Source organism: Leptogranulimonas caecicola, from assembly GCF_023168405.1.
GTDB classification, from domain to species: Bacteria; Actinomycetota; Coriobacteriia; order Coriobacteriales; family Atopobiaceae; genus Leptogranulimonas; species Leptogranulimonas caecicola.
This window is the reverse complement of the sequence record NZ_AP025285.1, coordinates 1,165,921-1,187,670: the sequence shown is the minus strand read 5'-3', so window position 1 is coordinate 1,187,670 and position 21,750 is coordinate 1,165,921. Positions and strand designations below refer to the sequence as shown.

Genomic DNA, 21,750 nt, shown 5'->3' with positions numbered 1-21,750 from the left:
AGAGGTGTTTTGATGGACCGTCCCTTAGCAGGGCTCACCACAGCTCAGGTGGAGGCCCAAATAGCGCAAGGCAACGTCAACGTTGATCCATCCCCCAAGACCCGCACGGTGGGCCAGATTGTGCGCGACAACCTGTGCACCCTCTTCAATGCCGTCAACCTGTTCTTGGCGGTGCTGGTCTTCACTACCGGCTCCTATCGCAACATGCTCTTCATGCTCATCGTGGTGGCCAACGCCGCCATTGGCATCTATCAAGAAGTGCGCTCTAAACGAGCCCTCGACAAACTGGCGCTCATCGCTGCTCGCCCTGTCACGGTGATCCGAGAGGGCAAAGAGGTGCAGATCCCTGTGGATGCCATTGTCTTAGGCGATATGGTGTGCCTCTCTCATGGAGCCCAGGTGCCCGCGGACCTCGAAGTGCAAAAGGGTGCCTGCTTCATGAACGAGTCGCTGCTCACCGGCGAGTCCGACGCGGTGGCCAAAGGCCCCGGCGACCTTTTGCTCTCAGGCTCCTTTGTGGTGTCTGGCGCGGTGGAAGCCACTGCGGTTGCCGTGGGGGAGAAGTCCTATGCCGGCCGCCTAGGGGCTGAGGCCAAGCAGTCCAAGCCTGTCCGCTCCGAGATCATGGCCACCCTTCGCTTCATTGTGAAGCTGGGCACCTACGTGTTGGTGCCGGTGGGCCTCATCCTCTTCACCCGCTCCTTCTTCTCCGGCGAGACCTACAGCGTCTCCATCTTGTCCACCGTGGCGGCGGTGGTGGGCATGATTCCCCAGGGCCTCATCCTGCTCACCTCTACTGTGCTGGCCATAGCCACCTTCCGCTTGGCCCAGCGCCAGGTGCTTGTCCAGCAGCTCTACTGCATCGAGACCCTGGCCCGAGTGGACGTCTTGTGCCTCGACAAAACCGGCACCATCACCTCGGGCGCCATGAAGGTCACCCACCTCATCCCTCTGGCTCCCCACGTTTCTGCTGCCGAGAAACCCGTGCCTCCCTCACCTCTTGCACTCTCTGGTGCAGCGCCTTTATCGGCTGAGGATGCCCTCGCTACCTCTGAGCCGGGACTCTCTCGCGTCCTGCAGGCTTTGGCAGACGTCATGGGGGCCAATGCCCAGGATGCCAATGAGACAGCCAAGGCGGCTTTGGACTATCTGTCAAGGCGCCAGGTCTCTCCTGGCAAGATCGTGCGGGAGATCCCTTTCTCAAGCCAGCGCAAGTATTCGGGCTGCGTGACCGAGCACGGCGCCTTTGCCGTAGGTGCTCGCCAGTTTTTGAAGCCTGTCAACGAGGACCAGGTAGACGCTGCTTTGGCGACGCTTCCCAAAGACGCTCGCAAGCTGGTGATCTGCCAGGTGGACGGCTTCTCTGACAAAGACGAGGTCCAAGGCGCGGTGGTGGCCTTGGGAGTCATGGCGCTGGCAGACGAGATACGCGCCACTGCGCCGGAAACCCTTAAGTACTTTATAGAACAAGGGGTCAAGCTGCTGGTGATCTCTGGCGACGATCCTGCCACCGTGGCCTCCATCGCAGGTCAAGCTGGAGTCCCAGATGCCTCTGACTACGTAGATGCCACCACCCTTGCAACACCGGAATCCATTGCGAAGGCGGCAGAGGCCTATAGGGTCTTCGGCCGCGTGACCCCTGAGCAGAAGCGCGACTTGGTGAAAGCTTTGAAGTCTCAGGGCCATACGGTGGCCATGACCGGCGACGGCGTCAACGACGTGCTGGCCCTGCGCGAGGCCGACTGCTCGGTGGCCATGGCTTCAGGCTCTGACGCCGCACGCACAGTGGCAGAGATCGTGCTGGTAGACAATGACTTCTCCTCGATGCCCCATGTGCTGGCAGAAGGGCGTCGCTCCATCAACAACCTCCAGCGCTCCGCTTCGCTCTTCCTGGTGAAGACGGTGTTCTCTATGGCGGTGGCGGTTCTCTGCATCTTCTTCCCGCCCTATCCTTTGTTGCCCATCCAGCTCACCTTGGTCTCGGGCACCATGACAGGCATCCCCTCCTTCGTGCTGGCCCTTGAGCCCAACCGCGACCGGGTCAAAGGACACTTCTTAGCCAATGTGTTGGCTCGCTCAGTGCCGGCCTCTGCGGGCATCACCTTAGGGTTGGCTGCCTTGGTGCTGTTGCGCGATCTTCTCGGCTTTACAGACGGCCAGGTGTCTACCATCGCTACCTGCCTGGTGGCAGTGATGGGAGCATTGCTGGTGTGGCGCATCTCCCAGCCGCTCACACCTCTGCGCTTCGTCCTCATCGTCGTGATCTGCGGGCTTTGCGCCGCAGGCATCCTCCTCTTTGGCTGGATCTTCGAGATCGCGCAGTTCACAGTGGTTATGTTGCTATTCCTTGCCATTGCGCTGGCTCTCGCTGCCTTTGTGTTCTGGGTCCTCTATAACCGAGGAGTAGATACCACCGAGGATGGCTCTGGCCCCTATGTCGAGCTGGCTAAAAAGATTCAGGAGGCAGATCATGGCGTTTCATGAGACCAGCGAGTTTGAGAGTGCGGTGCGCGCCGCCCGTGTACCCAAGACACTCACGTCAGGCGAGCTGAGCCGCTCCTTCATCGATGTGGGACGCATTCCTGGGGTGCTACGTCTGCCTCATGCCCTGGTGCGCCTGCTGGAAAACGTGGTGCGCAGAGCTGCCACCGACGAGATTGCCCTTGCGCAGGCCCGCGCCATCCTCACAGCCGGCCTGGCAGGCGAGGCGGGCGACCAGGTGGACTTCATGCCTTCTCGGGTGCTCTTCCAAGACTTCACCGGCGTGCCTGTGTTTGTGGACTTCGCCGCCATGCGCGATGCCATGGCGGCTGCGGGCGGCGACCCTGAGCGTGTGAATCCCCAGATCCCCTGCGTGCTGGTGGTGGATCACTCGGTTTGTGCAGACGTTGCCGGCACCCCTGGAGCCGCCCAGGAGAACCTGGCCATCGAGGCCGCCCGCAACGCCGAGCGCTTCGCCTTTCTCAAGTGGGCAGGCGCCTCCTTTGACAACGTGGAGATCGTGCCGCCTGGTCAGGGCATCTGCCATCAGCTCAACGTGGAACGCTTTAGCTCGGTGGTGGGCACCGACACCCTCTGGGATGGCCCGGGTACCATGGCCTGCTTTGACACTCTGGTAGGCACCGACTCCCACACCACCACCGCCAACGGCCTGGGCGTGATGGGCTGGGGTGTGGGCGGCATCGAGGCCGAGGCTGCAGCCCTCGGCCAGCCCATCCCCATGCGCGTGCCCGCCATCGTGGAGCTCCGCCTCACCGGCAAGCTGGCTTCAGGCGTCACCGCCATGGATCTGGCGCTTACCGTGGCCCAGCTGTTGCGCGAGGCCAAGGTCGTGGGTGCCATTGTCGAGGTCACGGGTCCCGGTGTCGAATCTCTCTCGGTCACCCAGCGCGCCTGCGTGGCCAACATGTGCCCCGAATATGGCTCCACCGCCGTGCTGTTCCCCACCGACGAGCGCCTCTTCGACTACCTGCGCCTCACCGGCCGCGACCCAGCCCAGGTGGCCTTCGCCCACGACTACGTGGAGGCCCAGGGGCTGTTGGGCGCACCACAAGGCCGCGTCTACTCGCGCACCGTCACTCTCGACCTCGCCGATGTAGTCACCTGCCTGGCAGGCCCTTCTCGGCCCCACAACAAGGTGACGCCGGCAGTTCTCAAGGCTCGCTTCGAATCCGCTGCCGAGAAAAACGGCCATGGCGACCTGACGGAGAAGTTCACGGTAGAGACTCCCCAGGGCACCTTTGAGCTGGGCCATGGGGCGCTTGCCATCGCTGCCATCACCAGCTGCACCACCGCTACCGACGCCGCCATGGTCATCGGCGCCGGCCTGGTGGCCAAGAAGGCCTCTGAGCTTGGGTTGGCTCCCAAGCCCTGGGTCAAGAAGGTGCTGGCTCCTGGCTCCCATGCCACCTCGCTCTTGCTTGAGCGGGCCGGCCTGCGAGAGCCCCTGGAATCTTTGGGCTTTTATACCTGCGGCTTTGGCTGCATGAGTTGCATTGGCAACTCGGGAGACATTCTGCCTTGCCTGCGCCAGTGGGCTTCCGAGGCTGAGCTTACCAGCGTGCTTTCGGGCAATCGCAACTTTGATGGGCGCATCTCTCCCGATGTGGCGCAAAACTATCTGGCGTCTCCCGCGTTGGTGGTGGCCTATTCGTTGGCGGGCACCATGGATGTGGACCTTGCCACGGAGCCTGTGGGCTTCTCGGCAGCAGGGGAGCCGGTGATGCTGGGCGACCTGTTGCCCTCCACGGAGGAAGTGGATCAAATCCTGTCGCAAGTGGTGGACCAGTCACTCTATGAGGAGGGCACTGCGCACCTGATGGAGGGCTCGGCCGCCTGGAAGCTCATCGAGGCATCGCCGTCTGCCACCTACGACTGGGATCCCGATTCCACCTATATTCGCCGTCCTCCCTACTTTGAGATCGCCACCGCGCAAGATGCCATTGAGCTCGATAGGGCGCGCTGCCTGGTGTCTCTGGGCGATTTTGTCACCACCGACCACATCTCTCCTGCAGGGGCCATTGCGCTTGCTTCTTCGGCGGCTGCCTATCTTGAGGCCCATGGGGTGGAGCCGGCCCAGTTCAACACCTATGGCGCACGCCGAGGCAACCACGAAGTCATGGAGCGGGGCACCTTTGGTAACGTCAAGCTTGAGAATCGCTTGGCCGAGGGCGAGAAGGGCTGCGTGACCCGCGACTTTACCGACGACACCCTCAAAAGCATCTGGGATGCCAGCCGCTCCTATGAGGAGGCCGGGATCCCTTTGGTGGTGTTGGCCGGCGCCATGTATGGCAGCGGCTCCAGCCGTGACTGGGCTGCCAAGGGCCCGCTGCTCCAGGGGGTGCGTGCCGTCATAGCGGAGTCCTTCGAGCGCATCCACCGCTCAAACCTGGTGGGCATGGGCATTTTGCCGCTGGAGTTTGTGGACAACACGGCGCAGGAGCTGGGGCTGGACGGATCGGAGCTTTTCTCGGTAGCGCCCATAGACTTTTCTTGCGGTCTGCCCAATCCCGCCATAGTCGAGGTCAGCGCACTTAACAAGGCGGGAGAGACCACCGCTTTTGCCTGCCGGGTTCGTGTAGATACTCCTACCGAAGGCGCCTACATGGCCCAAGGCGGTATTCTTCCTTTTGTGCTGAAGTCTTTGAGCTAGGCCGTAGACATTGCAGCGTTGATCTCCTCTGCCCCGGCATTCTTTGAGAGCAAGGGGCAGGGGAGGCTTTTAAATGTGTGGGGCCTCGGTCATGCGCCTTGAAATCTTGGACGAAGCTCTCTATCCTTGCGAGATCTATGGCCATTGATAGGTAGGTAAGGGAGGTGCCTAAACAGTGAAACAATGTCCTCATTGCCATGCGTTGGTGTCAGATGCAGCCTGCGTCTGCCCCGCCTGCCATGCCGAGCTAGACCTCACCGCGGCGCTTCCCAGGCTTACGGGTTCCTACTGCCCCAGCTGCGGCGCGCTCGTACCCGAAGGTGCAGACACTTGCCCCAAATGCGGCATGTGGGTGGGAAAGCGGGAGCCCATGCGTGTGCCTACCAATATCCCCCTTACCGATCCTCTGCCAGGCGATCGTCAGGTAAATGCGGCTCCTGCTCCCGATGAGACCAACCAGCTACCTCGCATCGAGTCGGCTGTTCCCTCAGAGCACGACCTGCGCGACCCCTATCTGCGGGAGCGTCCCATTCGCATGCGTACCGTGATCGTGGCTGCCATCGCCTGCTTGGCCATCGTAGGCGGGGCCATCCTACTTATCACCCACCCCTGGAACCCGGGAGCAGATCTGGGTGCAGCCACCCAGCCGGCAGACACTTCCAAGGCGGGGTTTCCTGGGGCCATCGACTCGCTCACCGGCCAAGACACCAAGGGGCCGACAGGGGAGGTCAAAAGCGGCGACGAGACCTCACATGACATTCTGCAAGAGGCCTATGAGAATCTAGGCGCCTATGCAAAGCAGCTCGACGATTCGGTGACAGCCCTGGAATCCAGAGGTTTCTCGGGTACTTCTGAGGAGCGTTCTGAAGGCTTTTCCAATGCTTCTACTTTGGGTGTCGAGATTTCCAACACCATCAATAAGATTCAAGAGGTGGACACTACCTCTGGCTCCTATCAAGATTCCAAAGACGAGCTTTTGAAGATGGCTAACTGGCTGCGCAACCGTTCGGATGCGGTGACGACTGCCTGGAAGCAGGCGGCTCAGAGCGAGAATCCGCAGTCGGTGCGCGAACAGGCCTTGAGCTCCATTCGTGGCGAGGCTGCTTCCTGGAGCACGATGTTTGAGAGCGCTTACGCCAATTTCTCGCTGCCAGAACCTGCGGCTCAGGCCAACTCCTAGAGTATTTAGGCTTTGTGGTGGACTCCCTTGGGTAATGCCGTTCCTGTGAACCCCATCCTCGCTTGGTAAAATCTCACAGAGACTGCCTTGAGGAGTTGATTTTTATGTCGCTATACCAGCCTGCCTATACGCCCGTGGGCGATGAAGTAGCTACCTTTACCACCAACAAGGGCACCATCGTAGTAGAACTCGACGGCCAGGGTGCCCCTGTGCATGTGGGCAACTTCGCAGAGCTTGCCAACAGCGGTTTTTACGATGATGTGAAGTTTCATCGCTATGTTCCTGGTTTTGTGATTCAGGGTGGTGACCCCAACACTCGCGAGATGGATCCTTCAGATGTGGCCGCTGGCCGTCCTGGCCCCGACGGCATGCCTGGCACTGGCGGTCCCGGCTATTGCATCGTGCACGAATATGATCGCAATCCCCGCAACAGCCATGAGGACGGCGCGCTGGCCATGGCGCGCTCTGCCATGCCAGACTCTGCGGGCTCCCAGTTCTATTTTTGCCTGGGCCCCCAGCATGGTTTGGACAGTGGGTATACAGTCTTTGGTCAAACCATTGAAGGCAAGGACACCATCGGCGCCCTGCGTGCAGGCGACGTTATCGAGTCAGTGCGGGTAACCCATGGCGCTTCGGGTGAGCCTGTACTCTAACCACTAAATGTAGCGAGAACTATTCCAGAGGAGATTAGAGTGGATCAGCAAGCCTATCAAGCAGGACGTACCGCCTATATGAATGGCGATTATGCCATGGCGGTCACCATGCTTTCGGCAGCTAAAAACCCCGGCGAGATCTATGGCGCCGCAGACCATATGCGTGGCAATGCCTTGATGAAGCTGGGTCGCTACGAGGAGGCTGCTGAGGCTTATGCCGCGGCCTTGGAGGACCATTCCTACGGCAAAGCCGGTGCCCTCAACACCAACCGCGGCCGCGCCCTGGCCGCTGCAGGCCAGGATGGCGCTGCCATCGCAGCCCTCACCGCTGCCATGGCAGACTCTTCCTACACCAACCAGTACAAGACCAAGATCGCCCTGGGCAAGATCTACGAGCGCCAGGGGCAGATGCGCGAAGCCGGCGCAGCCTATCGTGCTGCCGCCATCGATGAGAACAATCCCGATCCTGCAGTGGCGCTGCTCTCGTTGGGCCGCTGCTTTATGGAGCTGGGCCGGCCGGTAGATGCCGTGGAGGCCTACCGCACCGCTCTCGATTTTTCCGCCCCGCAAACCTCCCAGGCTCAGATCTATGCGCTTCTGGGCGAGGCTTTTGTTGCTGCAAGCCGCATGCAGGAGGCCTTGGACGCTTTCAACCATGCTACTCAGGACGGTTCCTATAACCTCACCCCTGCCCAGCGTGCTTCTTATACGGCGGCCCAAAACGCAGTAGCTGCACTTACAGGACAGCATGGCGGCGAGACTGACGCCATGCTGGCTGCAGCCGGCTATGGCGGCAGCGGCGCCATCGACCCCTTGGATCCTCTGGGCAAGTCTGGCGAGTTCATCCCTTCGCCTGAAGACACCGGTTTCTTCGAGGTCTCCGAGCAAGATCTGGTGGCTGCCGAGAAGAAGCAAGCCGAGCAGTCCCGTAAAAAGAAGCACACGGGTCTCAAAGTGGTCATTATCATCTTGGTAGTGCTGGCAGTTGTGGGTGGCGGCCTGGGCTTTGCCTATTGGAGGGGCTACGGTTGGCCCATGGCAGAAGACACGGTGAACGAGCTGTTCTATGCCAAGACCGATGGCACAGATACCGCAGCCTATTTGGCTCCTTCGCTCTCTGACGATCAAAAGAAGTCCATCGAGGCTATCCTGCCCAGCAATGCTCAGCTCAAGATTGATGGTATCAACCGCTCCACCAACTCCACCACGGTGGCTTGCACTGCCACACTGCCCGAAGGTGGCTCTCAGGCCTACACCATCACGCTGGTGCGCGACGGCTTGGGCTGGAAGGTCTCTGACGTGCAGCTATCCTTTGATTCTCAGTCCTCTGCAACCTCCGGTACCACCACTACTACAGGCACAGTGGCCACTGGCTCTGATGCATCCAGCGACGCTGGCTCTACGGGCGCCAGCGATACCTCTACCGCTGGTTCTAACGCTGCAACACCCACAAACTAGCAGGTAGCTCATCTGGCGCTTATCTAGCACGCAGCAAGCTACCTCACCCACGTTGTATCTTCTTATTAGGATTTCTTCCTAATGCATGTTCCCAAGGGATTGGTGCTATGTCGATTCTCGACAACATCTTCGGCGAATACGGTGGCGACCTCGCCATAGACTTGGGTACTGCCAACACCTTGGTGACAGTACGCGGCGAAGGCATCGTGCTCAACGAACCTTCTGTGGTCGCCATCGATCGCAACGAGGAGCGCGTGCTTGCGGTTGGCGTTGACGCCAAGCGCATGGTGGGGCGTACTCCCGGCTCCATTACTGCTATCCGCCCGCTCAAGGACGGCGTCATTGCAGACTTTGATGTTACAGAGGTAATGCTTCGCTATTTCATCGAGAAGGCCCGTGAGCGCCGTTATCCCTGGTCGCCTAGGCCCCGAGTGGTGGTTTGCGTGCCATCGGGCGTCACCTCTGTAGAGAAGCGCGCCGTGTTCGAGGCCACCATTCAGGCGGGGGCTCGCCAGGCGTACCTCATCGAAGAGCCTATGGCAGCTGCCATCGGCGCAGACCTGCCTATCGAAGACCCCACCGGATCCATGGTGGTAGACATTGGCGGCGGTACCACTGAGGTGGCAGTGATCGCCATGGGCGGCATCGTGGTGTCCCAATCCATCCGCACTGCCGGTGACGAGTTTGACCAAACCATCCTCGAGCACGTGCGCAATGCCTATAACCTCTCCATTGGCGAGCGCACGGCAGAAGATATCAAGATCAAGGTGGGATCTGCTGCACCTCTCAAAGAAGAACTTGACGTCGAGGTGAACGGTCGCGATGTAATGAACGGCTTGCCCAAGACCGTGCGCATCGAGTCTGAGGAAATTCGTCGTGCGCTCAACCGCCCTCTCGATGAGGTCACCAAGGCAGTGAAGGATGCCTTGGATGTCACTCCGCCAGATCTTGCCAGTGACTTGATGTATTACGGCATTATGCTCACCGGCGGTGGCGGCATGCTGCGCGGCCTCGACCAGCGTCTGCGAGAAGAGACCGGCGTGCCGGTAAATGTGAGCCCTACCGCTCTGGAAAACGTGGTTAACGGTTGCGCTAAGGTTCTCGAGGCCAACGCCCTGTCCGGCGGCTTCGTGCAAAGCTCGGCTCAGTAGGCGGCAGCATGGCTTCTAGAATGCCCCAGGCTCCTGGCGTCAAGCGGGAGCCTTCATCGCCTGTGCGCCTAGTGGTTGTTCTTCTCGGTATCTCACTGGTGCTTTTCACGCTTTCGGTGCGAGAAGGCGGCACTGGGCCTATCTCTACAGTTGAAGGAGCGGTGCAAGTGGTATGCGCGCCCTTGCGCTATGTGGGAGCAGTGGTTTGCTCTCCTTTCACTGGTCTCTCTAACCTGGGCGCCAACCTTACGGCGGACTCCGAGACGCTCTCTGAGCTCAAAGCTCAAAACGAGAAGTTGTTGGCAGAGAACGCCCAGCTCAAAGAGTCGGCACAGGCAGCCAACAGGCTCGAGGGCTTGTTGGAGCTCCAGGACAACTACAACCTCAAATCCACCGGGGCCAGGGTTATCTCGGGCTCGCTTGACTCCCTTAGCTCCACCATCACTATCGACAAGGGGTCTTTGCAAGGTATCGCGGTGGGCATGCCTGTGACAGACTCCATGGGCGTCATAGGGCAAGTGTCGGCAGTGAGCCCCACCTCTTCGCAGGTGCGCCTGATCACCGACGATCGCTCCTCGGTTTCGGCCATGGTGCAAGAGAGCCGTGCTCAAGGGCAGGCGCAAGGCCAGGGGACCGATATGCTCCAGCTCAATCTGGTACGCGCTGACCAATCGGTGTCGGTCGGCGACCTGGTGGTCACCAGCGGCCTTGACGGGGTCTTTCCCAAAGGCTTGCTTATAGGCACCGTCACCTCTGCCGACAAGCCTTCTGGCGCCCTGTACTACAACATTTTAGTAAAACCGGCGGCCTCGGTGTCCAATCTTGAGGAAGTGTTGGTCATCACTTCATTGACTGACGACCAGACAGCCTCTGCCAGCGATGTGGCCGCTGCTGACGCCCAAGAGGCCGGCAAAGCCCCCGCGCAAAGCAATGCGCCCGCCTCAACTGGAGGCGCCGCCTCTTCTACAGGGGCTTCTCGAGAGGGCGCTCAGAGTGCAGCCCAAGCTCAAAGCGGAGCTGCCGGCGAAGGCAATGGCGACGCTCAGTCGAGCTCCGATGGATCGCAGAGCCAAGGTTAGGAGGGATCATGATCGTCAATGACACCAATGCGCGTCGCAAGGTGGCGCTTATCTCTTTTGCCATCTGCGCGGCATGCCAAGTGATCTTGGCCCCCAACCTGCCTCTTGCCAATGGGCGTCCCAACTTCATGCTCATCTTTGCTGGTTCCATGGCTCTTTGCTACGGAGGCACGTTTGGTATTCTAGCCTCCTTTGGAGCCGGACTCTTCTTTGACATTGTGAGCTCGGGTCCTGTAGGCCTGATGGCTTTCTTGTTCACGCTGATGGCAGCCGTCATTGGCCGAGAAGACCGCAACGTCATAGCTGACGCCACCCCTCAGGCCCTACGCATCTTCTGCTTGGCGGCGCCTGCGGTGGAACTGGCCTCTCAGCTGGTGCTCATGGCCATTGGGCAGGGAGGCACGCTTTTGGATACGCTTGGTCTTCGCTGGCTTCCGGCCTCGGTGCTCGACATAGTCTTCTTTCTGCCCTTTTTGCTGTTCTTGTCCCGCACCGGCTCGCGCTCACCTCAACTCGGGAAAAAGAAGACAGGTGCCCTTAAGCGCAGCAAGATTTCTACCCGGGGTCTTTAGGGACGTAGAGTCCGCACCCCTCAAGGGATTGGTTTATGGAGCTCGGTACTCTCACTATTGTCATTATCGCAATCATCGCCCTGGCAGCCATCGTGGCGGTACTGGTGGTGGTGTCTGCTAAAAACGGCCGCTTCAAGGTAGACATTGGTGGTCAGACCCCCCGTGCTGCCGGCGGTAGCGACACTTCCTCAGAAACCGGTTTCAAGGGTCGCATCGCTGGATTGGGTTTAGCGGCTGGAGGCGTGCTCGCCGTGTTGGCAGGGCGTATCTGGGCCATGCAGCTCATGAGCGGCGACGAGTACGTCAAACAGGCCGAGAATAACCGCACCCGCACAGTGACCACCTCTGCTCCTCGCGGCCGTATTCTGGATCGCAATGGCAATGAGCTGGTGACCAATCGCCCCTCACTCACTGTAGTCGCTCAGGCGGATGTGGCCGACGAAGAGCGGGAAATCGTATTATTGGGCGATCTTTTGGGCATGCCGGCCATGGCAGTGAAGCGCAAGATCCAAGACACTACTGAGGGTGCTCAAAGCGCACGCACGGTGGCGGTGGACGTGCCTCGCCGGGTGGTGGCTTACCTGGAAGCTCACCCTGACCTGTTTCCTGGTGTTACCGTGCAACAGCGCACGCAGCGCTATTACCCTTACGGCACGGTGGCGGCCCATGTGTTGGGCTACACCGGCACTGTGAGCCCAGATCAGCTGGAGGCCACCAATGAGGGCGAGGGGACCATCCAGTATGAGTCGGGCGATATCACCGGCCAAGCAGGTGTTGAGTACCAATATGAGTCTGTGTTGCAAGGTATCCGCGGTGAGCAGCAGGTCTTTGTAGATGCCAATGGCGATGTTACCGGTTATGCCACCTCGGTGCCTGCCACTGCAGGCTCAGATGTTGAGCTGACTATCGACATAAATATTCAAAAGGCAGCCGAGGAAGGGTTGCTTCATGCCATCGACAAGGCCCATGCTCTGAACAATAAGGCTACGGCAGGTTCGGTGGTGGTGCTCGATGCTACCAACGGCGACGTGTTGGCTATGGCCAGTTATCCAGAGTTTGATCCTTCCATCTTTGTGGGTGGCATCTCCAATGACGACTGGCAGGCCCTCTCTGACGAGGCGTCTGGCTATCCTCTCATGGATCGCGCGGTTACCGGTACCTATGCCTCTGCTTCGACCATCAAGCCTCTTTCCGCACTCGCAGCGCTCAATGCAGGGCTGGCCACGGAGGGTTCCACCTATAACTGCACCGGCTTTTGGACTGGCTTTGGCGAAGCTTACGGCCAGTATTGCTGGGATCACAACGGCCATGGGATCATGGACGTGCGAAACGGCATCGTTTTCTCCTGCGACACGGTGTTCTACGAAATAGGCAAGGCATTCTTCGAGTCAGATGACAAAGAGGGCCTCCAAAAGACCTACAGCCGCTGGGGCTTGGGAGAAGGCACGGGCATCGACCTGCCTGGCGAGGCGGTAGGCCGTGTGCCTACGGCTCAGTGGAAGCAAGACTATTTCAAAGACTACTCTGCCGATGACCGGGCATGGCGAGGTGGAGATACCACCAACCTGGCTATCGGCCAAGGCGACATCTTGGTCACCCCGCTTCAGATGGCCTGTGTGTACATGGGCATTGCGAATGGGGGTACCATGTGGACTCCCCACGTGCTCAAATCGGTAGGCTCTAAAGAGGGCAGTGGCACGTTGGTGGACTATCAGCCCTCCAAGCTCCGCGAAGTAGAAGAAGACGCAGAATACTTGGCCTATGTTCAAAGTGCTCTGGAAGGCGTGATCTACGAAGAAGATCCAGCAGTCACCGCCCACTTCACCAATCTGCCGGTAAAGGTTGCAGGCAAGACCGGCACGGGCGAGAAAGCGGGCAAAGACCCTACCGCATGGTTCTGTGCCTATGCCCCAGCTGACGATCCCAAATACGTCGTCTGTGCCGTCATTGAAGAAGGCGGATTTGGCTCTACGAGTGCCATGTATGCTGTGCGCGATACTCTGGGCGCCATCTATAACAGCCCCGACGATGCCACGGTCACTTCGTCGGCCAGCGTGAGGTAGGGGAGGCGAGTTTATGGCTTCGGTACGGCAAAGAAAGACCCCACGTCACGGGACTGGCGTTCAAGACCCTGGATTCTCAGAGATGGTCTCCAGCCTCTTTGGAGGCGAGGCGGGAAAGCGTCCGGGAGGCGCCAAGGCTCGCATGCCTCGAGCTAAGGGAATTCTTTCAGAAATTTATCGCCCAGTGCTCTTTAGCTCTCTGGCGCTAGTGGCCTATGGCCTGTTGGTGGTATGGTCTGCCTCCCTTACCATTGCAGAGGCGTCTTTGCCACGTCAGCTGGTGGGTTTCGCTCTGGGTCTTGTGGCAGCTGTTGTCATCTGGCACTACGATTATCGCAATCTGGCAAATTACACCACTGCGCTGCTCATCGCGGACATCATTTTATTTATATTGCCCATGATCCCTGGCTTGAGCTACTCGGCCAAAGGCATGGCCGGGTGGATCCAAATACCCGGTATTGGCCTGCGCTTTCAGCCCTCAGAGCTCATGAAACTTGTCACCATCTTTCTCATAGCTTCTGTGGCGGCCCAGTACAACGGCAAGATCAAAGCGTTCTCTGATTATTGCAAGCTCTGCGGCACCCTGCTTATTCCCTTTCTCTTGCTGCTCACTCAAGATTTGGGCACTTCCCTTATCGTGTTGGTGGCAGGGGCCTCCATCATCATCTGCGCAGGGGCCAAAAAGGAATGGGTTATTCCTACTGTCATCCTTATTGTGGTGGTGGCGGCACTGGTGATCTTTTGCTCGCTTACCCCGGGGCTCCCAAACATCCTCAAGGAGTATCAGCTCAAGCGCCTCATCGTCTTTGTGGATCCTTCAGTGGACCCTTCAGGCGACGGTTACAACCTTCAGCAAGCAAAGATCGCCGTAGGATCCGGTGGTTTTCTGGGAAAAGGCATAGGCCACGCTTCTCAGGCCGGACAGGGATTCTTGCCTGAGGCCCATACAGATTTTGTCTTTGCCCTTCTGGCAGAGGAGTTTGGTTTTGTGGGCGCCATGGTGCTGTTGGCGCTCTTTGGCTGGCTCATGTTCTCGGTAGTGCGCCTGGCCCAAACCATCGAGCTGCCCTTTGGCAAGCTCGTGTTGGTGGGCGTGGTGGCCATGTGGGCTTTCCAGCTGCTGGAAAACGTGGGTATGTGCCTAGGAATCATGCCTATCACCGGCATCCCTTTGCCCTTTATCAGCTACGGTGCCTCTTCTATGGTGGTGCAACTCTCAGCAGTAGGGATGGTGCAGTCAGTCTATCGCCACCGCACCAAGGCAGCCTAGGTGGGTATCGGCAACCGGCTGCGCTATGATTCATAGATTCAGGCCCGTTTTCTAGGACGATTGACGTCTAAAGGAGTTGTCTATGGCCTCTCGTGGCATGTCGTTTGACAGGATTAAAGAGGTGTTTGATGCCGGCAAGCAGGCTGAGGCAGCCCGCAAGGAAGCCGTGCGCATCGCCGTGGAGCTCTCGCCCGGCGCTCCTGATTCGTTGGTCTTTGCCCTGAAAGACGCGCTAGTTCCCCAGACGGCTCAGGCCATGATCCATGTAGGCGCGCTGGCTTCGAACGAGCCCATCCTGGTAAACCCCGAGGCGGATCTCTGCATCATCCTCTGCGGCTCTGAAACCTCCCTCACCCGGGCCTGCGCTAGGGGCTGGGCCAAGGCGGGCGTTCCTGTGTGCCTTCTGGCGGAGAGCTCGCTGGACGTTCCAGAGACCGGCATTTCTGCGGGCGTTGAGCCTGCCTGTGCTGTCGCCACAGATCCCAACCGCGCGCTGGCCCTGCTGTCTCAATGGATGGTAAGAGCTACCGAGAAGGGCCCCTCTCTGGCCATGGCATTTCTCTTTTGTAGAAAAGCCCAGGCAAACTCTGACATCCTCTCCTGCGCCGCTGCCAATGCAGGAGTAGGCGCGGTGGATTTTATCAAGGGTGCGGACTTTCCGGTAATGTGTGCCACTGAGTCTTCGATGGCGCTGCGTATCGCTGCGCTTTACGGCTATGCCCCTGGCCCCGCGCGCACCCCGGAGATCGCCTGCGTGGTGGCAGGAGGCCTGCTCATGCGTTCGGTGGCACGCGCTGCCACCCATAGCTTCCCCAAGATCTCCTGGATTCTCAAAGGCTTTATTGGTTGGGGAGGCACCTACCTCACGGGCCAGCTGCTTTTGGCGCGCTATGAGGCAGGTGAAGCTTTTGACGAGAAGCTGGCCTGGGGTTTGGAGCGCCTTAAAGAGGTGGCCCATGAGATGGGCCAGCGTGCGCGCACTCTTACCGGTTCGCTGGTGGAAGTCGAGCCTGGCGCCCTTTATTCTGACGGGTCACAGGGGTCTTCTTTGGCCCGCATTGCAGATGTGATCGATGTGGTGGTGGCTCCCGAGCCAACCCAATGGTTTGAGATTGGACAGGAAGGCAACGCCTAATGCGTCTCCCCAAAACCAATAGCTTCGCCCAAATCGAGCCTTTGCTAGAGCATGTGAGCAAGCCTGCTCGCTACCTTGGCCACGAATGGGGTCTCGAAGAGATAGAGCCAGAGGCCTTCTCTCTGTGCATGGTGTTTCCCGACGTCTACGAGATCGGCTTGCCAAATCTTGGCGTGGCCATTCTCTATAGGGCGGTGAACTCGGTTCCCGGCCTCGCCTGCGAGCGCTGCTACCTGCCTTGGCCTGACATGGCAGACCTCATGCGCGGACACGACGTGCCCCTTATGTCCTTGGAGAACGCCTACCCGGTGGCCTCCTTCGACGTGGTGGGCTTCTCCATCGCCCATGAACTGGCAGGCACCAACGTGATGGAAGCCCTGGACCTAGCCCAAATTCCTGTTTTGGCCTCTGATCGAGCGCAGGATGACCCCATCATCATTGCGGGTGGCCCCGGCATCTGGAATGCCGAGCCTCTGGTGCCTATGATCGACGCTTTCCTCCTAGGAGAGGGCGAGGAGTCTATCGTCGAGGTGACCCAGAAGGTAAAGGCTGGTCGCGAGGCTGGTCTTTCTCGGCAAGAAATCATTGCAAGCTTGAAAGACGTGCCAGGCACCTATGTACCTTCGCTCTATGACTATCGTTATGACGAGGCGGGTACCAGGTTTGGCTACGCGGTTCCCAAAGAGGGCTCTGGCGCCCCTGAGGTGGTCAATAAGCGTGTGGCCAATGATTTTACGGCCAGTGACGCTACCTGTGGGGCCATTGTGCCGGCAATGGAGACGGTGCAAGACAAGCTCTCGGTTGAGGTGCTGCGAGGCTGTGCTCGTGGCTGTCGCTTTTGCCAGGCAGGCATCACCTATAGGCCGGTGAGGGAGCGCTCGGCAGACAGCGTCGTGGCGGCTTGCGTAGAGGGACTTCAAAAGACCGGGTATGAAGAGGTTTCACTCATGAGCCTCTCGACTACCGACCATTCCCAGTGCGCCCAGATTCTCCACCGCTTGAATCAGCGGCTTGCTGGCGAGGGCGTGCGTGTCTCTATTCCTTCTCAGCGTTTGGATTCCTTTGGCGTGGAGATGGCCTTGGAGGTGGCCGGCGCCAAGCGCGGCGGGCTCACCTTTGCTCCGGAGGCCGGAAGTCAGCGACTCCGCGACATAATCAATAAGAACGTCACCCAAGAAGACTTGGAGCGGGCTGCCACCAACGCCTTTGAGAATGGCTGGCAGCGCATGAAGCTCTACTTCATGATGGGCCTTCCCGGCGAGACCGACGAGGATATCGTGGCCATCGCTCAGCTGGCCCAAAGGGTGATAGACATTGGCCGCGAGATCCTTCCCAAGGGAAGGCGCGGTGGCTTGGGCGTCACCATCTCGGTAGGCGTCTTCGTGCCCAAAGCCCACACACCCTTCCAGTGGGTGGGTCAGCTCTCTCAGGCCGAGGTCAAAAGGCGCCAGCAGTTGTTGCTCTCCTCGGTTCATGACCGTGCCATCAAAGTCAATACCTTCGACTCGGATGCGGCGGTGTTGGAGTCGGCCCTCTCAAAGATGGGCCGCGAGGGCTTCGATCTTATCTACAACGCTTGGAAGAGGGGCTGCCGCTTCGACGCCTGGAGCGACCAGTTTGACTTTGAAGCCTGGTGCGCGGCGGCTTCTGCCTGCGGCTTTGACCTGGATGAGATCGCACAGACCGAGCTTTCTTTAGATGCGCGGCTGCCTTGGGACCACACCAGCCCTGGCGAGTCCAAGGGCTTCCTCAAGCGCGAATGGCGTCGGGCGCTGGAGGGAAAAACCACCCAGGACTGCACTCGCGACAGCTGCGCTGGGTGCGGCGTGTGTCCCACTTTGAAGGTAGACAACTTACTGGCACAGGAGCGCTGATGGAAGAGCCCACTCGTTTTGTCCTGCGCGTCAACTATAAAAAGACCGGTCGCCTGCGCCATCTGGGCCACCTAGATCTCTTGAGGGCACAGGAGCGCTCCATTCGCCGGGCGTCGCTGCCGTTCTGCCTTACTCAGGGCTATTCGCCTCGCATGAAGTGTGCTTATTCGGCGGCGCTGCCGGTAGGGGCGGCTTCGGAGCATGAGTATTTCGACCTTTCCCTCTCCAGCTACCTGGAGCCGGAGGAGGCCCTTGCCAGGCTTCAGCGCTCCACTCCCCAAGACCTGGCTCCCATCGCGGCTGCCTACGTGGACCCCCACTCCCCAGCGCTGGGCGCCTGGCTCGATCGCAGTCGGTGGCAGCTGGATCTGGCTACCCAGGCTTCTGCCCACGCCCTTGCAGAGGCCCTGACTGCACTGGCCGAGAAGGGCCAGCTTACCTACCTGCGAGGCCGCAAGGAGAAGAAAGTTGACCTGACGTCTACCCTGGTAGGCTGGACGGTAGAGCCTCGGCAGCCTGGTTGGCTGAGAGTGGTGGTAGACACCCGCTCCTCCAATGAAGGGGCGCTGCGTCCTGAGGTGCTGGTGAGGGCTGCCTTCGATGATGCGGCGTTGGCCGGCGAGACTCTCGAAGCCTGTCATGTAGAGCGTTTAGGCCAATGGCACGAAGAAAAAGACGGCAGCCTTGTGAAAGCTCTGTGAGAGCCAGATTCCGGGCTAGAATAGTCCGGATAGACAAGTAGGAGACTGCCTGTGGGAAAGTCCTGTGAAACCGGAGTATTCCTTGCCGGTTTCATTGACTGTGCCCCCGTTCGGTCCTATTATGGTCAACTGTTGCACTCACCTCGCAATGAAGGGTTCGATCACATGTACGCAATCGTTTCCACTGGCGGCAAGCAGTATAAGGTTGCCAAGGGCGACGTCATCGACGTCGAGAAGCTCGACGCGCAGCCTGGCGATCAGGTCTCCCTGGACGTCCTCCTGCTCGCTGATGGCTCCACCACCACCTCTGATCCTGAGGCCCTGGCCTCTGAGAAGGTCGTTGCCAAGGTGGTAGACCAGCACAAGGCCCCCAAGGTCACTGTGTTTAAGTTCCACAAGCGTAAGCGCTACCAGCGCACTCGCGGTCATCGTCAGCAGCTCACCACCCTCGAGATCGTCGAGGTCCCCGGTGACGTTGAGGCTCCGGTTTCCGCCTCCACCGCAGAGTAACTTTGAGAACCCTCACCAGATAGGCAGGTAGCACCATGGCACATAAGAAAGGTCTCGGTTCTTCTCGTAACGGCCGTGACTCCAACGCCCAGCGTCTGGGCACCAAGATCTTTGGCGGCCAGTCCATCAAGACCGGTCAGATTATCGTTCGTCAGCGTGGCACCCACATCCACCCCGGTGAGAACGTGGGCATTGGCCGCGACGACACTCTCTTCGCTCTCAAAGACGGCGTGGTAGAGTTCACCCAGGGCGACAAGCACAAGGTGCACGTGCGCCCCGTCGAGGCCTAAGGCCTCGGATCTTCAATCCAGCACGCATCCGGGACCTCCGCACGCACGGAGGTCCTTTTTTATCTCTGTTCAGGCTCGCCGCTTGAGGATGGCTAGAGCGGGTAGAGACCTTTAGCTCCCGGTCTTTTGGAGGGCCCCATGCCTCAATTTACCGATGTTTCTCGAATCAATGTCTGCGGCGGCAACGGCGGTGCAGGCTGCATGAGCTTCCGTCGTGAAGCCCACGTGCCCAAGGGCGGTCCCGATGGCGGCGATGGCGGCGATGGCGGCGACGTCATCCTAGTGGCCGACCCTCAGCTCTCATCGCTCATCGATTATCGCTACAAGCATCACTTTCGGGCTACCCGCGGCACCCATGGCCAAGGCGCGCGCAAGCATGGCGCCAATGGCGACGACCTCTTCTTGCGAGTTCCCCTGGGTACCCAGGTGCGCGAGCTCGACCCTGAGACCATGGAGCCTCTCTATGAGATCGCAGACCTCACACAGCCCGGCGATAGGGTGGTAGTGGCTCCTGGCGGCAAGGGGGGCCGGGGCAACATCCATTTTGTGACCTCGGTGCGTCGTGCACCTGCTTTTGCCGAGAAGGGCGAGCCTGCCAGGGACCATTGGATCGAGCTGGAAATGAAGCTCATGGCCGATGCCGCGCTTGTAGGCATGCCTTCCGTCGGCAAGAGCTCCCTCATCGCGCATATGAGCGCCGCTCGCCCCAAAATCGCAGACTATCCCTTTACCACCCTCGTGCCCAACCTGGGCGTGGTGTCGGTAGGGGATGACTCCTTCGTGGCAGCAGACGTTCCCGGACTGATCGAAGGTGCTAGCCAAGGCAAGGGTTTGGGCCATGAGTTCTTGCGCCATATCGAGCGCACTGCCCTTATCATTCACGTGGTAGACGTCACTGGCGGCTTTGAGGGCCGCGATCCTGTGGAGGACTACGAGATCATCAATGGCGAGCTGGCAGCCCATGGCCCCGAGCTGGCCGATCGTCCCATGATTGTGGTGGCCAACAAGGTGGATATGCCCAACACCTCAGAGGCAGTGGCTCGCCTGCGAGAGCGCGCCCTGGCAGACGGCCACGAGTTTTATGCGGTGTCAGCAGTGACCGGCGCCGGCATTCGCGAGCTTGAGCATGGGGCTGCCCGTCAGGTGCACGAGTTGCGCTCCGCCATTGTGGGATCACCCGAGCCTCGCAGCTTTACCCCTATCTGGGAAGAGCGTCGCCAAAAACACGATCGTCAAATCCGCATCACCAATCTGGGCGGTGGCGTATGGCGAGCTTCGGGCACCAACCTGGAGCGCATGGTGGTGCAAACAGACTGGGACAACGAGGAGGCGGTGACCTACCTGCAGCATCGCTTTGGACGCATGGGCTTCGACGACCTACTGGCCAAAGCTGGCGTCAAGGGAGGCGACGAGGTTCGTGTCCTCGATTTCGCCTTCGAATATGAGGGCGCCCCAGAGGAGGATGAAGAAATGGCTTCAGAGGACGAGGCCGAGGCTCTGTGCTTTGAGGTCGACGACTCAGAGCAGGAGGCCTAATGAAGGCTCCCGACCAGCTCGATCATGTCATAGTGGCCAAGGTAGGCTCCTCTACCTTGGTAAATGGTCAGGGCGCCATAGACCAAGAGTATCTCTCTAACCTAGTGGACCAGCTGGCAGAGCTTGCGCGGCTGGGGTATCGGCCGGTGCTTGTAAGCTCCGGAGCTGTGGCCGTAGGCATGGAGCGCTTGGGCATCGCTTCTCGGCCGCAAGAGATCCCGGCTCTTCAAGCCTGCGCTTCTGCGGGCCAGGCAGCGCTTACCGAGGTTTATGCAGAAAAGCTTGCACAACAGGGCATCCCCTGCGGGCAGGTGCTGCTTACTCGGCGCGATGTGACCGATCGCCGCGGGTATCTCAATGCTCGCAACACCTTTGATTATTTGCTTACTTTGGGCGCCATTCCCGTGGTAAACGAGAACGACACCGTGGCAGCCTACGAGTTTGTCTTTGGCGACAACGACATGTTGGGAGCCATCGTGGCGTCGCTGGTAAACGCAGAGCGCTATGTGATCCTCTCAGATATCGATGGGCTCTACGATGCCAATCCTCAGACCCACCCAGAGGCGAGGCTGGTAGAAAAGGTGGATGTTATCACCCCAGAGCTCATGGCCACTGCCGGAGGCGCCGGGTCGCAGGTGGGCACCGGCGGAATGGTCACCAAGCTTCGGGCAGCCCGTGCGCTGTTGGCGGCTGGCATCCCCATGACCATCACTGAAGGAAAGCGGCCCCATTCGCTGGTGGATGCGGTTCTCGGCTGCGGCAGGCGTACCGAGTTTGGTACCCCTGGCGCTCCTCGTGAGCAGGCGCGCAAGCTATGGATTGGCGTTGCCAACAGGGCAGCTGGTACAGTGGAGGTAGATGAAGGTTGCGTGAGGGCTTTGCGCGACGAGGGGGCCTCCCTGTTGCCTGTGGGCGTTGTGGCGGTGGAAGGCACCTTTGAGCCCGGCGATGTAGTAAGCGTGGTGGGTCCTGAGGGTTCGCTGGTAGCGCGCGGCATCACTCGCTACAGTGCCGAGGATCTGGGCCGTTGCCGAGGTCTCACCTTGGACGTCATCGCCCGCTTCCTGCCTCAAATGTCAGACCAGCCCGCCATTCACAGAGACGAGCTTTTAGTCTTCTAGCAGCG

At 59.7% G+C, this 21,750-nt stretch carries 17 protein-coding genes; all 17 read left to right on the top strand.

Going from position 1 to position 21,750, the window contains the following annotated elements:
- Window positions 1-12: 12 nt before the first annotated feature.
- Window positions 13-2,484 carry an HAD-IC family P-type ATPase gene (locus OR601_RS05260; protein WP_265591256.1) on the top strand — a complete coding sequence of 824 codons (2,472 nt, stop codon included), beginning with the start codon at window positions 13-15 and terminating at the stop codon, window positions 2,482-2,484.
- Window positions 2,471-5,152, top strand: coding sequence for an aconitate hydratase AcnA (acnA, locus tag OR601_RS05255; RefSeq protein ID WP_265591255.1), 2,682 nt, complete (start codon window positions 2,471-2,473; stop codon window positions 5,150-5,152). The genes OR601_RS05260 and acnA overlap by 14 nt, the downstream gene beginning before the upstream one ends.
- A gap of 175 nt (window positions 5,153-5,327) precedes the next feature.
- Window positions 5,328-6,332 (top strand): zinc ribbon domain-containing protein, encoded by a 1,005-nt coding sequence (locus OR601_RS05250; protein ID WP_136012542.1) that lies wholly within the window; start codon window positions 5,328-5,330, stop codon window positions 6,330-6,332.
- 104 nt (window positions 6,333-6,436) lie between these two features.
- The gene (locus OR601_RS05245; protein WP_265591254.1) at window positions 6,437-6,985 is read left to right on the top strand and encodes a peptidylprolyl isomerase; all 549 of its coding nucleotides are present in this window, start codon (window positions 6,437-6,439) and stop codon (window positions 6,983-6,985) included.
- Between the two features lie 39 nt (window positions 6,986-7,024).
- A complete protein-coding gene (locus OR601_RS05240; RefSeq protein WP_265591253.1) occupies window positions 7,025-8,443 on the top strand; it encodes a tetratricopeptide repeat protein in 1,419 nt (472 codons plus the stop codon).
- A 107-nt stretch (window positions 8,444-8,550) separates the two neighbouring features.
- Window positions 8,551-9,594, top strand: a complete 1,044-nt coding sequence (gene mreB / locus OR601_RS05235) for a rod shape-determining protein (protein ID WP_265591252.1) — start codon at window positions 8,551-8,553, stop codon at window positions 9,592-9,594.
- Between the two features lie 8 nt (window positions 9,595-9,602).
- The gene (gene mreC / locus OR601_RS05230) at window positions 9,603-10,673 is read left to right on the top strand and encodes a rod shape-determining protein MreC (protein ID WP_265591251.1); all 1,071 of its coding nucleotides are present in this window, start codon (window positions 9,603-9,605) and stop codon (window positions 10,671-10,673) included.
- A gap of 8 nt (window positions 10,674-10,681) precedes the next feature.
- Entirely contained in the window at window positions 10,682-11,245 is a 564-nt protein-coding gene (gene mreD / locus OR601_RS05225) for a rod shape-determining protein MreD (protein ID WP_265591250.1), read from the top strand.
- Between the two features lie 35 nt (window positions 11,246-11,280).
- Window positions 11,281-13,308, top strand: coding sequence for a penicillin-binding protein 2 (mrdA, locus tag OR601_RS05220; protein ID WP_265591249.1), 2,028 nt, complete (start codon window positions 11,281-11,283; stop codon window positions 13,306-13,308).
- Window positions 13,309-13,321: 13 nt separating this feature from the next.
- A complete protein-coding gene (locus OR601_RS05215) occupies window positions 13,322-14,578 on the top strand; it encodes an FtsW/RodA/SpoVE family cell cycle protein (protein WP_265591248.1) in 1,257 nt (418 codons plus the stop codon).
- 82 nt (window positions 14,579-14,660) lie between these two features.
- Window positions 14,661-15,713 (top strand): hypothetical protein, encoded by a 1,053-nt coding sequence (locus OR601_RS05210; RefSeq protein WP_265591247.1) that lies wholly within the window; start codon window positions 14,661-14,663, stop codon window positions 15,711-15,713.
- Window positions 15,713-17,587, top strand: coding sequence for a TIGR03960 family B12-binding radical SAM protein (locus OR601_RS05205; RefSeq protein WP_265591246.1), 1,875 nt, complete (start codon window positions 15,713-15,715; stop codon window positions 17,585-17,587). The genes OR601_RS05210 and OR601_RS05205 overlap by 1 nt, the downstream gene beginning before the upstream one ends.
- A complete protein-coding gene (locus OR601_RS05200) occupies window positions 17,587-18,288 on the top strand; it encodes a TIGR03936 family radical SAM-associated protein (protein WP_167604307.1) in 702 nt (233 codons plus the stop codon). Before OR601_RS05205 ends, OR601_RS05200 begins: the two co-directional genes overlap by 1 nt.
- Before the next feature lie 165 nt (window positions 18,289-18,453).
- Window positions 18,454-18,798 carry a 50S ribosomal protein L21 gene (rplU, locus tag OR601_RS05195; RefSeq protein ID WP_136012552.1) on the top strand — a complete coding sequence of 115 codons (345 nt, stop codon included), beginning with the start codon at window positions 18,454-18,456 and terminating at the stop codon, window positions 18,796-18,798.
- A 35-nt stretch (window positions 18,799-18,833) separates the two neighbouring features.
- Window positions 18,834-19,088 (top strand): 50S ribosomal protein L27, encoded by a 255-nt coding sequence (gene rpmA / locus OR601_RS05190; protein WP_136012553.1) that lies wholly within the window; start codon window positions 18,834-18,836, stop codon window positions 19,086-19,088.
- Window positions 19,089-19,226: 138 nt separating this feature from the next.
- Window positions 19,227-20,624 carry a GTPase ObgE gene (obgE, locus tag OR601_RS05185; protein ID WP_265591245.1) on the top strand — a complete coding sequence of 466 codons (1,398 nt, stop codon included), beginning with the start codon at window positions 19,227-19,229 and terminating at the stop codon, window positions 20,622-20,624.
- Window positions 20,624-21,745, top strand: coding sequence for a glutamate 5-kinase (gene proB, locus OR601_RS05180; protein WP_136012555.1), 1,122 nt, complete (start codon window positions 20,624-20,626; stop codon window positions 21,743-21,745). Before obgE ends, proB begins: the two co-directional genes overlap by 1 nt.
- The last annotated feature ends 5 nt before the right edge of the window (window positions 21,746-21,750 follow it).

What these genes read in the sequence shown, in the direction of transcription:
- OR601_RS05260 (WP_265591256.1), top strand. Translation starts at nt 13, where the DNA reads ATGGACCGTCCCTTAGCAGGGCTCACCACAGCTCAGGTGGAGGCCCAA.
- acnA (WP_265591255.1), top strand. Translation starts at nt 2,471, where the DNA reads ATGGCGTTTCATGAGACCAGCGAGTTTGAGAGTGCGGTGCGCGCCGCC.
- OR601_RS05245 (WP_265591254.1), top strand. Translation starts at nt 6,437, where the DNA reads ATGTCGCTATACCAGCCTGCCTATACGCCCGTGGGCGATGAAGTAGCT.
- mreB (WP_265591252.1), top strand. Translation starts at nt 8,551, where the DNA reads ATGTCGATTCTCGACAACATCTTCGGCGAATACGGTGGCGACCTCGCC.
- mreC (WP_265591251.1), top strand. Translation starts at nt 9,603, where the DNA reads ATGGCTTCTAGAATGCCCCAGGCTCCTGGCGTCAAGCGGGAGCCTTCA.
- mreD (WP_265591250.1), top strand. Translation starts at nt 10,682, where the DNA reads ATGATCGTCAATGACACCAATGCGCGTCGCAAGGTGGCGCTTATCTCT.
- mrdA (WP_265591249.1), top strand. Translation starts at nt 11,281, where the DNA reads ATGGAGCTCGGTACTCTCACTATTGTCATTATCGCAATCATCGCCCTG.
- OR601_RS05215 (WP_265591248.1), top strand. Translation starts at nt 13,322, where the DNA reads ATGGCTTCGGTACGGCAAAGAAAGACCCCACGTCACGGGACTGGCGTT.
- OR601_RS05210 (WP_265591247.1), top strand. Translation starts at nt 14,661, where the DNA reads ATGGCCTCTCGTGGCATGTCGTTTGACAGGATTAAAGAGGTGTTTGAT.
- OR601_RS05205 (WP_265591246.1), top strand. Translation starts at nt 15,713, where the DNA reads ATGCGTCTCCCCAAAACCAATAGCTTCGCCCAAATCGAGCCTTTGCTA.
- OR601_RS05200 (WP_167604307.1), top strand. Translation starts at nt 17,587, where the DNA reads ATGGAAGAGCCCACTCGTTTTGTCCTGCGCGTCAACTATAAAAAGACC.
- rplU (WP_136012552.1), top strand. Translation starts at nt 18,454, where the DNA reads ATGTACGCAATCGTTTCCACTGGCGGCAAGCAGTATAAGGTTGCCAAG.
- rpmA (WP_136012553.1), top strand. Translation starts at nt 18,834, where the DNA reads ATGGCACATAAGAAAGGTCTCGGTTCTTCTCGTAACGGCCGTGACTCC.
- obgE (WP_265591245.1), top strand. Translation starts at nt 19,227, where the DNA reads ATGCCTCAATTTACCGATGTTTCTCGAATCAATGTCTGCGGCGGCAAC.
- proB (WP_136012555.1), top strand. Translation starts at nt 20,624, where the DNA reads ATGAAGGCTCCCGACCAGCTCGATCATGTCATAGTGGCCAAGGTAGGC.